Raw genomic sequence first — 15913 nt, 5'->3', positions numbered from 1 at the left:
AAGGAACAACATATTTTCAGAATTTGAAATTTTAAATATCATGATAAAAACAAATAACTTAATGAAAACGTTCAGAACAGACGAGGTGGAAACCAATGCTCTGAATAATGTGAACCTAGAAATAAACGAGGGCGAATTTGTTGCTATCATGGGACCTTCGGGTTGCGGTAAATCGACACTCCTAAATATTTTAGGTTTATTAGATAATCCAACAAGTGGCGAACTATTTTTTAATGATGCACAAGTTGATGGCTATAGTGAACGTCAGCGAACCAACCTACGTAAAGAAAATATTGGCTTTGTTTTTCAAAGTTTTAATTTAATTGAAGAACTTACCATTTATGAAAATATTGAACTTCCATTACTCTATATGAAAGTTTCAAGTTCAGAACGCAAAAAACGTGTTAATGAAGTTTTGGATCGAATGAAAATTGCACATAGAACCAAGCATTTTCCTCAACAATTATCAGGTGGGCAGCAACAAAGAGCAGCTATAGCTCGAGCGGTGATTACAAATCCAAAACTGATTCTCGCCGATGAGCCAACGGGTAATCTCGACTCGGCTAATGGAGAAGAAGTTATGAACTTGCTTACGCAACTTAATGAGGCAGGCACTACCATTGTAATGGTAACGCACTCACCATCTGATGCTGATCGCTCTCATCGAATCATCCAACTTTTTGATGGACATATCGTAACTGAAAACATGAGACAAAAACTCTAAAACCCTTTAAAAAAAATGGAATCAAAACAATAATCCTATGCTCAAGAATTTCTTTATAACAATTATCAGAAATATATCGAGGAATAAGTTCTATTCTGCTCTAAATATGGCAGGATTGTCCATAGGATTAATCTGTACTATTTTAATTACTCTATTTATTCGTGATGAATTTTCCTACGACAAATACAATATCAAACACGAGCGTATTTATAGAATTGGATCAGATTTTGTTCTAAATGGTAAACAAGATCGAATAGCACCTTCGTCTTTGCCTATGGGGCCTACTTTCAAAGATTATTTCCCTGAAGTGGAGGAATACATTCGATTCATTCCATCTGGCAAACAACAAATAAAATATAACGATAAAGACTTTTATGAGGAGGGTATCGCCTATACAGACTCGAGTCTTTTTGATATCTTCTCTTATGAATTGATTAAAGGAGATCCGAAAAAAGTATTAACAGAACCAAACTCTGTCATAATAAATCAGACATTGACTAAAAAATACTTTGGCACGGAAGATCCTATCGGAAAAGTTATTCTAGTTGATGACACTCATAAATTCACAGTCAAGGGTATCATTAAAGATATCCCATCTAATTCTCATTTTAAGTTTAACATTCTCTTTTCAATAAGCACGCTTGTTGAACGTGATAAGGAAAAACACTTTAACTCCCTTGGACCAGAGGCCTTTTGGAATTTTAGTATTTATACGTTTATTCTACTCAAAGACAATGCAAATATTGCTAATGTAGAAAAGAAATTCCCACTCTATTACGAAAAGTATATGAAGGAATTTGGGAATCAAATAGGGGTTGATTTTAAAATTGTTCTTCAAAAAATAGCTGATATACATCTAAAGTCAGATTTGAATTGGGACGCACCAACAGGTAATATTAAATACATCTACATCCTGTTTGCTATTGCTCTATTCATCCTTACGATTGCAGGCATTAATTATATGAATATGGCTACGGCCAGATCGAGCAAACGAGCCAAAGAAGTCGGAATGCACAAAGTTGTAGGTGCTCAAAAAGAAAGCATTATACGATTATTTCTTTTGGAAAGCTTAACGTTAACATTCTCAGCATTAATTATAGCGATTATTAGTGTAGAACTTATACTTCCACTTTTCAACCTGGTTGTAAACAAGGATTTGGTTCTAAGTATTTATGAAACACCTGATGTTTTTTTATTTATTATTGCGATCACATTTATTCTGGGTATTGTTTCCGGATCTTATCCTGCTTTCTATTTATCAGCATTCCAACCAGCCCCTATCCTTAAGGGCACTAGAAAAATCAGAACTGGGAATAAACTCTTGAGACAAATTCTGGTTATCTGTCAGTTTTCTGTTTCTGCAATCATGATAAGCGGAACCATAATTGTCATATCCCAATTATTTTTCCTTAAAAATAAGGACATGGGATTCAACAAGGAGAATATCATTATTGCTCCTGTTCTAGACTCTTCAATGCAAGTAAATATGAACGAGTTTAAGGCAGAACTTAAAAAAAATCTGAATATTGAAGCTGTTGCAACATCTACATTCCTAATTGGTTTTTCAAACTCAAAAACCTTACACCTATATGAGGACCAGAATAAGATGAAGGAATATGCATTAAACTTTAATGTCATCGACTTCGATTACATCAATTTAATGAAGCTTAAATTGATGCAAGGGAGAGCATTCTCTAGGGAAATAAAAACAGATTCAACCACTGCTTTCATCGTTAACCAGTCTGCCAGCCAGAAATTTAATTGGGGAGTGAATGCTATAGGTAAAAAACTACAATTTGGGGTCTCTATCGGAGAACACAAAGATATTAGAAAAGGAACAGTTATTGGAGTCATTAGTGATTTTCATTACCAAACACTAAGTATAGCCATAGAACCTCTCAGCCTGTTTGTTTCAGAATCTCCTAGGCATAGAAGAATGATACACATTAAAATCAAACAATACAAACAGAGTGAAACGCTGGCTTATATCCAAAAAACATGGAATACATTTAGTCCAAATCATTCCTTCAATTATTTCTTTTTAGATGATAAAATAAATACCAGATTTAAAACTGAAGAACGCTTAACTCTGATGTTTATTGTTTTTTCAATTATTAGCATCTTAATCGCTTCAATGGGATTATTTGGCTTATCATCATTCATGGCCGAACAACGCACAAAAGAACTTGGTGTAAGAAAGATCCTTGGAGCATCAACTGGGAATATCGTCTATCTCCTAACACGAGAGTTTTTCAAACTTATAATAATTGCTAACATTATCGCAATTCCAATAGCCTATTGGGCACTAAATATTTGGCTTCAAGATTTTCCTTATCGAATATACATCCATGCATGGATCTTTATATTAACACTAATCATTTCACTCATTATTGGTCTTTTCACTGTTTCATGGCAGTCGTACAAAGCAGCTGAAGCTGATCCTGCCAAGGCAATTAAATATGAATAGAATTATAACTCAATAGATAAACAGTCACATAATAAAAATAAGTCATGAGAGAATTATGCATCCCCATACCTATTGATATAGGAGCTGAACTTGCAGAAGTTGAAGTGAAAATTGGTAAGACAAATCAAAAATTCCAATACCGATTAGAATCTTTCCCTTGGGACGTTGATGATATGGATATAAAAGATGGTATTACTGTGGATCTGCTAAAGATTTACAAACTTAAAAAAACTATAGCCGAATATGATAAGGATTGGGAGTTAATTCAAATATATACCCCTGCTGAAAAAGCTAAAATCATTCAAATTTTATTTAGGAAAAAGCAAAACATTTAAACAAGATCATCATGTCAAAGATGTTTCAATAATAAAACCTTCGAGGAATATTTTTCCTTCTCTTTTATTGAGATCACCTTGTAACTTTTTAGCATACTATTCGTTTTATAGGCAATATGAATTTTAATGCTTGCTTACAATGAAAAAATATCTGCAGATTCAATCTTGGTATCAGGTTTCCTTTTTATTATTTCTTTTGATTGGTTCCATTACCATAACGACTCCCGTATCAGCACAAAACGATTGCATGCTTTATGGTAGCATCACTACAATCGAAGGAAAAACTTATGAAGGTCCCATCCGATGGGGAGATGAAGAAGTCTTCTTGTCAGATATCTTTAACTCGGAAAAGATATCCAACCCCTATCTCAAATATTTAAACAAATCGAATTTTAAGACAAACTACAAATCCTCTTCTCGATCAAGCAACAAAGATTGGATTAATGTTTCCGTCGATAATAAAAGACACAATACAAATTACCTGGCTAGAAAGTTTCAGTGCCGGTTTGGAGACATTAAATCCATAACCATCACAGGAAGAGAAAGTGTAAACTTAGAACTTAAGTCTGAGAAATATATCAATTTAAGCGGAGGCTCGAATGATGTTAACACTAGAATCTCAATTATAGATATTGAATTGGGTATGCTTAGTTTGAATTGGAACAAAATAGATGTGATCAAATTTTTCCGTCCAAAACAAAAGATCTCTGATTCCTTTGGCCAAGGTATTTATGGCAAACTAACAACAACACAAGGTGTATTTACTGGTTTTGTTCAATGGGATCACGATGAGCGATTATTAGATGATAAGTTAGATGGAAAATCCTCTGATGGTGATCTTAAGATTCCTTTCAGAAAGATAAAAAATATCACTAAACAAGAAAATGCCTGTCTTGTAAAACTTGCTTCTGGCAGAGAAATAGAACTATACGGCACTAACGATGTTAATTCTAGTAACAAAGGAATAATTGTTAATCTTCCCAATATTGGAAGAGCTGATTTTCACTGGAAACATTTTATTTCCTTTGAGATTCTTGAAGAAAAAACCCTGGAATCACTATGCGACAAGTCATTCCCAAATAGTGAACGACTATATGGCAAAGTCTTCACCAAAACAGGCGAAGAACTAGAAGGAGTGATCGTTTATGATTTGGATGAAGCTATGGATTCTGAATTACTCAATGGTTATAATGATGATATCAAATTCTCTATCCCTTTCAGAAATATTGAAAGTATAAAACCAATGGCAAATAATTATGCCGCAGTTGTATTAAAAAGTGGTGAGAAGTTGTTTCTGGGCGATCAGGCTGATGTATCCAATAAAAATGCAGGAATACTTATCTTCACTTCGTCTGAAGAATTCAGTATCTTTAAATGGGACGAAATCGAAAAAATCGTTTTCCAAAACTAAGATTCTCACTCCCAATCAGTAAGCACTTACAACTAAAACAAGACCACATGAAACTTGACAGTCCCAAGTTTCATGTGGTTTTGTCATTTACCTCTGCTAACAATTCACTCAAATTCAAAACACACCCAATCCTAACTACTTGAATAATAAAGCAATCACAGCATGCTTGTTTAAGGATCTTTTATTATTTTAATACTGAATACACAAGTTCTTTCATCCTTAAAACCTAAAACCTTCACATATGTTAATAAAAAACCCAACAAATAATCTTCTATATTTTCCATTAGTCACGATTTTGATGCTTTTTACAATTAAATAGCTTATTTTTACATGATATACGGCTATTCCTTTTTTTGTTATTTGGAAACAGGAATCTACTCTTGATTTTATATGATTAAATAATACGCATTTTATAGATTTTGGCTATGAATACGAAAGCAATCAGCTTAATTTACATTATCATCCTACTATCCATTTCTAGCGTTGTTAATGCTAAAGATTTTTATTGGATTGGAGGCTCTGGAAACTGGAATGAAATTCAACACTGGAGTGATCAACCTGGAGGACAGGTTAATCCTGACGCTGCCGTACCAAATTTCAGTGACAATGTATTCTTTGATGAAAACTCATTCCCTACTACTGGTGCTGAAGTGGTAATCAACGATGTCGCTAAATGTGCGAATATGGATTGGTCGAATGTAACTAATCTGCCTACACTTAAAGCGGATAATGATCCTGCACACTTTTTGACTATTTATGGTGGTTTAAAACTAGGCACTGACATGCTTCTGGATTTATTAAAACCACTCTATTTTAGTGCATCAAGCCCTAATAATGAGATTGACTTTGCAGGACATACGTTCAACGAAGATATTCATTTCACAAAAAATGGTGGTTGGATCATCAAAACCCCTCTGCACGTTCAAAACCATATCATCTATTTCGAACAAGGAAACTTAAGCTTTGAAGCCGACATTACATGTGCTCAAATTATTGCTGATAATCCTATTTCCAGAACTTGGACTTTAAATAACTCAACCATCAATCTAACAGGATCGGGGGCTTCAGTTTTAATGATTAATGCAGACAACCTCAATTTAAACCCAGGAAATTCAAACGTGATTGCCAGTGGAGTTGGTGCAAGTATAGCTATATCAGGCAGTGCTCCACTAAACCTATACAATATCGAGTTTCAGAAAAATGGAGCTAACATTATTAACCAAACCTTAGTGGTCAACTTTAATAATGTTGAATTTCTGGCTGATGGTAGCCTTCAGGGACCTAATCGATTCCAAAAATTAATCTTTACCAAAGGGAATGACTATTCTATTCAAAATGGTTCAGATCAAACCGTACTCGATTCATGGACAGCAATTGGAACCTGTAGTGAACACATTAATATTTCAGGGACTGGTGGCAATGGAAGTATTATAGCAAATGCAGTCAGCTTAGAATTCCTTAAAATAAATAACATGAGTGCATCAGGAACAGCTGCTCCCTTTGATGCCAATGATTCATTTGATCTTGGAGGAAATACAAACTGGAACATCATTGCCTTAACACCTGACAGTTACAGCTGGACTGGAACAACTGATAACAAATGGAGTACACCAAGTAACTGGAATAAAGGATGTGTTCCATCCAGAATAGATAATGTAAATATTAGTGGTGCTTTTAATGTTGAAATTGACAGTGACGCTGAATGTAAAAATTTAATTCTTTCTGATGACGTCACCTTATCTGGAAATGCCAAACTCAGCATTTTTGGTTCTTTATTTGCTGGAAGTGCAACATGGGGTTTATTAGGAACCACACATTTCGAAGGAAATGGTACGATTTCTATTGATAATCCTTTTTTAGCTGATGTTTATTTTTCAAGAGGTGGTATCTGGCAACTAGCCACAGAACTTCAAATACCTGACAACACCCTATTTTTTGAATCAGGTACAATTAACTCGAATGACAACAACTTAACATTAAACCGTTTTGTATCTATTGGTGATATTCTAAGAACACTGAATCTGGGTACATCAACTCTTAGACTAAACGGAAATTACCTTAAAACATGGGATGCAGAAGGAAACTCGTTCAATATTCCTGAAAGTGATTACACCATTGAATTAATAGAACAAACTGCAGGCTTTTACAATAAGCTTAATGGTTCTGTAACTTACAACAAGGTTTATTTCATAGACAATAGGGAGAAGGCGAACCTGACTAATGAAGGTGATATTGTAAGCTTCAATGAAGTACACTTTTTTGCAGGTGCCAATATATCTGGAGATCACAATTATGATACATTCATCCTTTCTGCAGGTAAAACCTATCTTTTTGAAGCTGGTAGCGAGCAAAAGGTTGTAAACATCAATGGGTTTATTGCCGAAGGAACCTGTTCTGAATTTATTTATCTAACGGGTAATGGTGGTATTTCAAACATTAGATCTGATGTTAACTCGAACAGAATAATTAACGTTCAGATTACTGACTTAGAGGTTATCGGAGGTATTACTCTTTCCGGTGGATTAGATGCCCAAAGCTCCTTTGGTATTCAAAACTACGATGGTTGGAATATCGTAGAAAAGACTCTTGCTCAAGATTTCATCTGGATTGGAGCTGATGATTCAGATTGGTTTAATCCGAACAACTGGGACTTAGGCTGTGTACCTACACGTGTCGATAATGTATTCTTTAATGCTGTAAATATTGTTGGAAGTTCTACAATTGCTATTAATGGAACTCGCATTCCTGAATGTAATAATATGACATGGACAAATGCTTCCTCCCTAATTTTTGAAGGCGGTAGTGATCTATGCATTTATGGTAATCTTGATTTCACATCACTCCCAGCAGCTTCGTTCACACATACTGGTGACATTTATTTCAAATCAGAAAACATTGTCACTGTTAAGCTTGATCAAGTCATATTATCAAACGATGTAATTTTTGAAGGGAAGATTCAAGAAGATGGTTCATGGTTAGCTGGCACTTGGAATATTGCTAGTAATTTTGAAACCTCAGGGAATATCAAGTTGGAACGAGGAAATCTTGTCACTAATAATTTCAGTATAACCTGTAATGAACTCTATTCTAACTTTAGTGATGTGAGAACATTACAACTTGATGCATCTGTTCTTAATCTAAATGGTATTTTTCTAACGCCTGAAAATCTAACTTTTGATGCTGGGACATCAGAAATTATTGTCGGTGAAAATGGGAAAGTTGAAGTTACCAATGGAATTGAAGCCATCGACTTTCACAATATTACATTTGATCAAGAAACCGGGACAGCACTCTTTTCTATTCGAGGGAAAGATGTTTCTTTCAACCAAGTTGATATTAAATCGAATGCCAACTTTCTGTACGAAGGATTCGATGTGGAGAATTTAATCCTGAACCAGGGTAAAACCTACAAATTCACTGATGGACAAAACTTTAACATTGGAGATTTAACAGCTATTGGGGCCTGTGAAGGAACCATCGATATTTCCAGTTTATCTGCAGGTGCTGAAACAACTTTTAACAGCAAAAATGGTGATCCTATAAATGTGACTCAAGTCAATTTGCTTGATGTTTTTGCAACACCAGCAGCGACTTTTACAGCGAATAACTCAATTGACTTAGGTCACAATGATGGCTGGACATTTGCAACAACACCTACAACCAGAGATCTATTCTGGGTAGGTGGAGCTGGAACCTGGGACGATCCCAATCACTGGTCAACATCATCTGGAGGATCACCTGGAGCTTGTGTGCCGACAGCTCTTGATAATGTCTACTTTGACATTAATTCATTCACTGGCAAGAATCAGATTGTCTCCACTGGTAGTGGTGATATACGATGCAGAACGATGGATTGGAGAGGATCTGAAGGAACCTCTCCTATCTTCCAAATGGGACTTGTAGATATTTCTAGTGTTTATATTTATGGCTCGCTCTATCTTAATCCAACCTTAACGGTTGACATTCCTGATGTTGACTTTTATTTCCGATCAACAGAAAAAGGGAACAGCCTGGAACTTCATACTTTTAATTTCCCAAACAATGTAACTTTTGATGGAATTGACGGTGAATGGACTCTCGCTAACGATTTGGATGTCGATGGAAACTTAATTTTAGACAATGGCCATTTTATCTCAGGAGGCTTCGATATATCATGTAACTATTTTGAATCATCTGACTTAAGCTTTGCTGGTAAAAAAAGAACCTTAGACATACAGAACTCATTATTTACGGTACTTGGATACGAGAATAGCTTTTCAGTAAATATCGATGCTGCCGATATCAACGCCAGACAGACTTTAACACTTTTAGCTGATGGTAGTCAGATTATCGTAGAAAGTGAAAAAGCATTCTTTATTGGTGGTGCATTTTCAAGTAGTGCCACATTTAATGTGATTCTTTTTAATAATGAGGGTAGCTTTAAATCGGAAAATCTTTTAACTCGAATCAATGATATTACTTTTGAACAAGGAGGAGAATTAAATGGAACTGTTGACATTGGTAAACTAACTCTTAACAAAGGGACAAAACCAAATACATTTAAATTTGAATCAAACATAACTTTTCCAATTGAAGAATTCACAGCTCTTGGATCTTGTAATTTCCCAATAGATATACAAGGAAGTAAAAGTGGCAAGCAGGCTGACTTAGAAGTTAAAACAAGTATAAACGTAAACTTTGTTATACTAACGGATATTAATGGTGTTGGTTCTTCAGTAGCTTATTTAGCCAACAACTCTATAGAACACACTAATGTTACAAACTGGACAGTCAACTCAATTACGACAGTTGATTTATACTGGGTAGGTAACGGATTAAACGATGAATGGTCTAATTACCTGAACTGGAGTAAAACTTCCGGAGGAGTATCTGAAGGATGTATACCTACCGAACTTGATAATGTCTTTTTCGACTCTAATTCATTCCTGGGTAGTAAAACAGTTCTTGTCAACTCCGATTCAAGATGCCACAATATCACATGGACTGACGATGTAGATCCATCATCAATTTTCAAAGTTCAAAATCAATTAGATGTTCATGGACTACTTGATTTCAGTGAAAATATGACTTTAGAAATGTCAGGTGATCTAAAATTCAAGGGTGATGGTTTAACAGCTGACAAGCCTATTGATTTCGCAGGGAAAGCTTTAGATGGAGATGTCTATTTCGATGGAGATGATCAATCTTGGATCCTACAAAATGCTTTAACGACAACAGGAGATCTATTTTTAGATAATGGTTCTCTTAATACTAAGGGTAAGAAAATGTCTATTTCGAGTTTCACATCTTTAAACGCATCTCCAATAGCAAACAGATCACTTACAATTTCAGGTTCGATTATTACTATTAATGCAGAGAAATTCAAATCATGGAATATGATTTTCCTAGGCTCTCCATTGGTATTCACAGCAACGAATTCTGAGCTATACTTCCCTAAAAAAGGAGGAATTTATTGTGAGAGCACAAATGATGTGAAGTTTGGTGATGCTATTTTTGATGCTTACGGTGAGATTAATATCAATGGAAATGGTTTTGAAACGGGTAAAGGAGAATTTAAAACCATTATTTTCCGCCAACAAGGTCAGATATTTGGAGATCATACCATTTCAAATCTTGAATTCACATTAGGATATGGAGAGAACACAATACAAGCTGGCAGAACAATCAACCTGACCAATGAACTTACTATGGAAGGTGTTAACTGTTCCTATGTCCACTTAAAATCTAGTGAAGATGGTCAGCTCGCTTTCATTAATTCTACCAAACCACAAATCATTTATCATGCCTCGCTAGAAAATATAAAAATGACAGATGCTAATGTTCCGCATAGGGTTATTGGAAATTTTATCAATGTAGATGGCAGCACCCAAGGTTGGTTAGAATCAACAGCTAATGATAATGATGAAGAACCACCTTCATTCAAGGATGTATTACCAGTTCGTGAGGAATGGTGTAGCAATACTGCAACACTCGATCACGTGACTTATTTCCCTATTAATGATAGAACTACATTCCAATGGGCTTTTAGTGAACCTGCTCCTGCACCATTATCTTTCTCGGATTTAACGGGAGAAACTTCAGCAACTATAGCTGTTAACCAATCAGGTTTCTATAGAGTTGAGTTGAACTATAATAACCCAAGTGGTATACCTTGTTTACTTTACTCGACTATCGAGGTTGTTATGAATACAACTTCGAATATTGTCATAGAATTCACAACCACTAATGTAAAGTGTTATGGTGATGAAGATGGTTTTGTTAAAGCTGTAGCTCAGAATGGAAATGCGCCTTACTCTTTCTTCTGGACAGATTCTGATGATAATGACATTTTTCCTTCAACAAATATTCTGACTGGTGAAAGTTTTGCTTCAGGTCTTGCTCCTGGTAAATATTTCGTTCAGGTTAAAGATGATAAGGGTTGTGATCAAACAAGTTCTGTAGACGTATTTAATGCCTATGAAATGTTCATTAATGGCATCACTCAAAAAGATCTAAAGTGTTTTAATGTATCGGATGGTGAAATTGCTATTGATGCATCAGGTGGATCTGGAACCTTAAGCTATTACCTCAATGGTGGTCTTGCTGCAGCGAATAATACTGGTTTATCAGCAGATGAGTATCTAGTACACTTACAAGATGGTAATGATTGTAAATCTGACGAAGAAAGTGTTGAATTATTATCTCCTGAAGAAATTACATTCGATTTTGCCTCATCAGGTATATTATGTGCTGGTGATAATAATGGTAGTATTGATCCACAGGTTAATGGTGGTATAATACCTTATACATACAACTGGACTTCAGATAAGGGATTCAGCTCTAGTAATCCTACTCTTACTGATGTTGAAGGAGCAAATTACACCATTGAAATTACCGATGCAAATAATTGTGTTTACTCTGACATATTTGAACTTGTTGAACCAGAAGCCATCGTCATAGATAAACTTACAGTAAGCGATGCAAATTGCTTTGGCGAAGCAACAGGTGAACTATTTGTTGAAGCTGATAAAGGTACTGCTCCATATAAATACACACTAAATACGATAACAAATATCACAGGTCAGTTCACCGATTTAACTGCCAATACTTACTCTTTACAAGTGACTGATAAGAATGCTTGTATCAAACTACAAGATATCACTATTAAAGAGCCAATTGAATTGGGATTTGTCATCTCTGATAATATATCTCCAACTTGTAATAATCTGAAGGATGGTATTATTAATATTGTTCCTTACGGTGGTAACAGCGATTATAATTTTGCATGGTCTGGTCCTAACGATTTCAGATCATACACTAAAAACAACACGAGTTTAGATTTTGGTGAGTACACCCTTCTTCTTAAGGATAAAAAGGAATGTGCTTATGAAGGGACAGTTAGCCTCATAAAAAGCCCTCCACTGCAACTGGGGCTTGTCGTAGAAGAAGAAGTCAGTATAGTTGGTGCCAATGACGGAAGCTTTAGATTAGAGATTTTGGGAGGTGCTATTCCATATACCTACACCGTAACAGGACCCAATGGTTATTCTCGATTTAGCCCAACCTTCTTCGATGAAAATCAGGCTCTATTTGAAAACTTAATCGGCGGTCTTTATACTGTTACAATTACTGACGAGAGCTCATGTGGAAGTATCACAAAAGACATTATGCTGCCTGAAGGCGACCTTTTGGTTGCTCAGATAATTGATCAGGAAGATGTGTCTTGTACAGCCTATAATGATGGCGCTCTAAATGCGACCGCTATTGGTGGCAATGGAACATACTTTTATTCATGGACTGGTCCATCTGGTTTTACAGCAAATACCAAATCAATTTCTGCCTTAATTGCAGGAACATATAACCTAAGCGTTCAATCGGCAGGTCAAACCGCGACTGACCAAACTATCATTCTAGAGCCAACCCCATTGGTTACAACTACTAGCTCAACTGACGTCGCTTGTTTTAACGAACCAAATGGAACTATTCAACTTGATATTTCTGGTGGAACCCAGCCTTATTCGATCCTATGGGAAGGTGATAGAGGTCTTTACTCACATGCCGATAAAATTTACGATTTAGCCAAAGGAGATTACAACTATCAGGTAACTGATGCCAGAGGTTGTATCATATCCAGTTCAGTAACCATAAATGAACCGGATGCTGTTTCAGTTACTGAAACACATACCGATATTAGTGATATTGGCTTACGTGATGGAACCATTACCGCTACCTCTACGGGAGGTACACCGCCATACACCATCTTTATATCAGGTCCGAATGAATATTCTAAAAAGTCATTTAACAACCTAACTGGTATTTATACTGTTGGGATATTAGAACAAGGCGTTTATATCATTGAAGTTCTTGATGCAAATGAATGTAGAGCTATTATTGAAACCAGAATATACGAACCTGAGAAAATGGTTGTTTCTCTTGTTGCAAAAACAACACCGACTTGTCATGGTGGAACTGAAGGTTCTATTGAAGTTCTTGTAGAAGATGGTAGCGGTGATTACACCTTATCATGGGAAGCAGATAATTATTATAAAAACAAAGATGCTCCACTTAAAATCGACAATCTAAAAGCAGGAAACTACATCCTTACTATTACTGATAATGTTACGACAGAAGTTATTAAATTTTATCAAGAAGTAAAGCAACCGGATCTGGTTGAAGTTGAATATGGAATCGATCAGATCTCTTGTTATGGTCTTACTGATGGCTATATCAATATTTATCCCAAAGGAGGTACTCCTAATTATACTTACGCATGGACAGGAATAGATCCTAGTCGTCTAGATAAAGAAGATCAGGGTGACTTAAGTCCAGGAATATATAAAGTAAGGGTTACAGATTCCCGAGCTTGTATGTCTGAAGAATATACTTTTGAAGTTAAAGAACCAGAACTATTTGCTGGCAGTCACACAATAAAAGAGCCTTTATGCTACGGCGATAAAAATGGTGAGGTTGAGTTAGAAATTATATCAGGTGCTACGCCATACACTGTAAGCTGGAGTACAGGTGCGGTAACTCAGAACATTTACAATCTAAGATTTGGTACTTACACTTATACTGTTATCGACAATGAAGATTGTAAGTTTACTTATACAGTCAGTTTAACTCAACCTGATACACTTATCGCAGAAATTAATATCTTTAACGATGTGATTTGTTATGCTCAAAATAATGGAGAAGCTTCTGCAGCAGTAAGCGGTGGAACAATTCCATATCGATTTAGTTGGTCAAATGGTGAAACAACAAAAGATATTAGTGATTTACGTCCTAAAAAGTACGAATTACTTGTAACAGATCAGAATGATTGTCAGGATACAGCAAGCGTTGTCATTGAAGAGCCTGAGGAATTATTACTAAGAGTTGAAGCTAACAGACCAACTGTTGAGGGTGCTAATGATGGCGCAATATTCTCAAAAGCATTTGGAGGTATTCCTGATTATACAGCAAGCTGGGAAATTGAAACAGGTGCTGACATGTGGTCTCCTCTAACAGAAACCGATCTTGAAATTACAGATCTTGATAGAGGAAAATACAGATTAACACTTAGCGATGTTAATTCATGTGCAACAGACACAATCATTAATTTAGAATATCTATATGATAGAATAATTGAGATACCTAAGGCATTTACACCTAACCAAGATGGTTATAATGATTACTGGGATATACTAAGGATTGAATATATCCAAAGACTCACAATTGTCATTTACGACCGACTTGGAGCAAGTGTTTATCAATTCTCAGGTACAGGAAATGAATACAAGGGAAATCCTTGGACAGGTAAAAACAATAAATCACATTTACCTATCGGTTCCTATTATTATGCAATTGAAGCTGATGATTCAAAACCATTAACAGGAACAGTAACCATAGCACGTTAAATTAAACTAATCGACACATAGGCCTCTAACATACTATATGAGAAATTTTTTTATAACTCTAATATTCATATTTGCATTACATGTTTCGACAAAGGCACAACAACTCCCTTTGTATAGTCAATATGTCGAGAATGGATTTTTATTCAATCCAGCCATGGCTGGAACTCGAATATACACACCTCTGCGTTTAACCATGCGTAAACAATGGGCAGGTATTGAAGGTGCTCCGGAAACACAAGCCTTAAGTGTTCACCGTAACTTTGGTGAAAGGTCTACAGCCTGCGATGCAGTGGGAAACCCTCTTGCTCAAAGGAATACACAAAGAGGCTTGGGAATGGGTGCTTATGTTTTCAATGATAATTATGGAGCTATCTCACGTACGGGTATAGAATTATCCTATGCATATCATCTGGAGTTCAACCGCCAGTATTTTGGAAAAATAGGAACGCGATTATCCTTCGGTTTAGGTGGTGTATTTTACCAATACAAATTCGATGGCGATTATATTCCTGTAGGAGACCCACTTTACACAGGTGGTGATATTGTATCTTATATTCCTGATGCAAATTTTGGAGTTTACCTTTATAATAACGACTATTTTATCGGTTTATCAATTGCTCACTTATTTGAATCTTCAGTGAAGATGGGCGATGCTGGTTTCAACAATGACATCATGTTGAGACACTATTATTTTACTGCTGGTTATACATTTAATATCAACAATCAGGTCGCATTAGAACCCTCAGCTATAGTTCGAAGAACCCTTGATTCTCAAAATTATATTGACCTTACTGCTAAACTTTATGTAAGAAGTTTTTGGCTTGCCCTATCCTATAGAAGCAATGACCAACTTGTAGGAATGCTTGGTGTTAATTTTGCAAAATATTATTTAGGCTATTCATACGATTATTATTCAAATAATCTACTGGCCAACAATAGTAACGGAACTCACGAAATTACTTTTGGTCTTAATTTTGATGTCCCTAAAACAATGATTCGAGACTTGATGAGACGTAATAGAAACGAAGCGGCTAAAACACGTCGTAAGATCAGACAAAAGAAAACTAATGAATTTATGTTCTTCTAAAAAATTATTTTTCG

Annotated in this window: 6 protein-coding genes; all 6 read left to right on the top strand. The window is 35.6% G+C overall.

What is annotated here, in order from left to right:
• Positions 1 to 61: 61 nt before the first annotated feature.
• Positions 62 to 724 (top strand): ABC transporter ATP-binding protein, encoded by a 663-nt coding sequence (locus tag DWB61_RS04555; RefSeq protein ID WP_225423353.1) that lies wholly within the window; start codon positions 62 to 64, stop codon positions 722 to 724.
• A gap of 37 nt (positions 725 to 761) precedes the next feature.
• Entirely contained in the window at positions 762 to 3191 is a 2430-nt protein-coding gene (locus tag DWB61_RS04550) for an ABC transporter permease (protein ID WP_125029709.1), read from the top strand.
• 44 nt (positions 3192 to 3235) lie between these two features.
• Positions 3236 to 3526 carry a hypothetical protein gene (locus DWB61_RS04545; RefSeq protein WP_125029708.1) on the top strand — a complete coding sequence of 97 codons (291 nt, stop codon included), beginning with the start codon at positions 3236 to 3238 and terminating at the stop codon, positions 3524 to 3526.
• 139 nt (positions 3527 to 3665) lie between these two features.
• Entirely contained in the window at positions 3666 to 4937 is a 1272-nt protein-coding gene (locus DWB61_RS04540; RefSeq protein ID WP_125029707.1) for a hypothetical protein, read from the top strand.
• Positions 4938 to 5362: 425 nt separating this feature from the next.
• Positions 5363 to 14812, top strand: coding sequence for a T9SS type B sorting domain-containing protein (locus tag DWB61_RS04535; RefSeq protein WP_125029706.1), 9450 nt, complete (start codon positions 5363 to 5365; stop codon positions 14810 to 14812).
• Between the two features lie 37 nt (positions 14813 to 14849).
• Positions 14850 to 15899 carry a PorP/SprF family type IX secretion system membrane protein gene (locus tag DWB61_RS04530; protein ID WP_125029705.1) on the top strand — a complete coding sequence of 350 codons (1050 nt, stop codon included), beginning with the start codon at positions 14850 to 14852 and terminating at the stop codon, positions 15897 to 15899.
• Positions 15900 to 15913: the final 14 nt, after the last annotated feature.

The organism is Ancylomarina euxina, from assembly GCF_003863355.1.
GTDB classification, from domain to species: Bacteria; Bacteroidota; Bacteroidia; order Bacteroidales; family Marinifilaceae; genus Ancylomarina; species Ancylomarina euxinus.
This window is presented reverse-complemented; position numbering and strand designations above follow the sequence as displayed.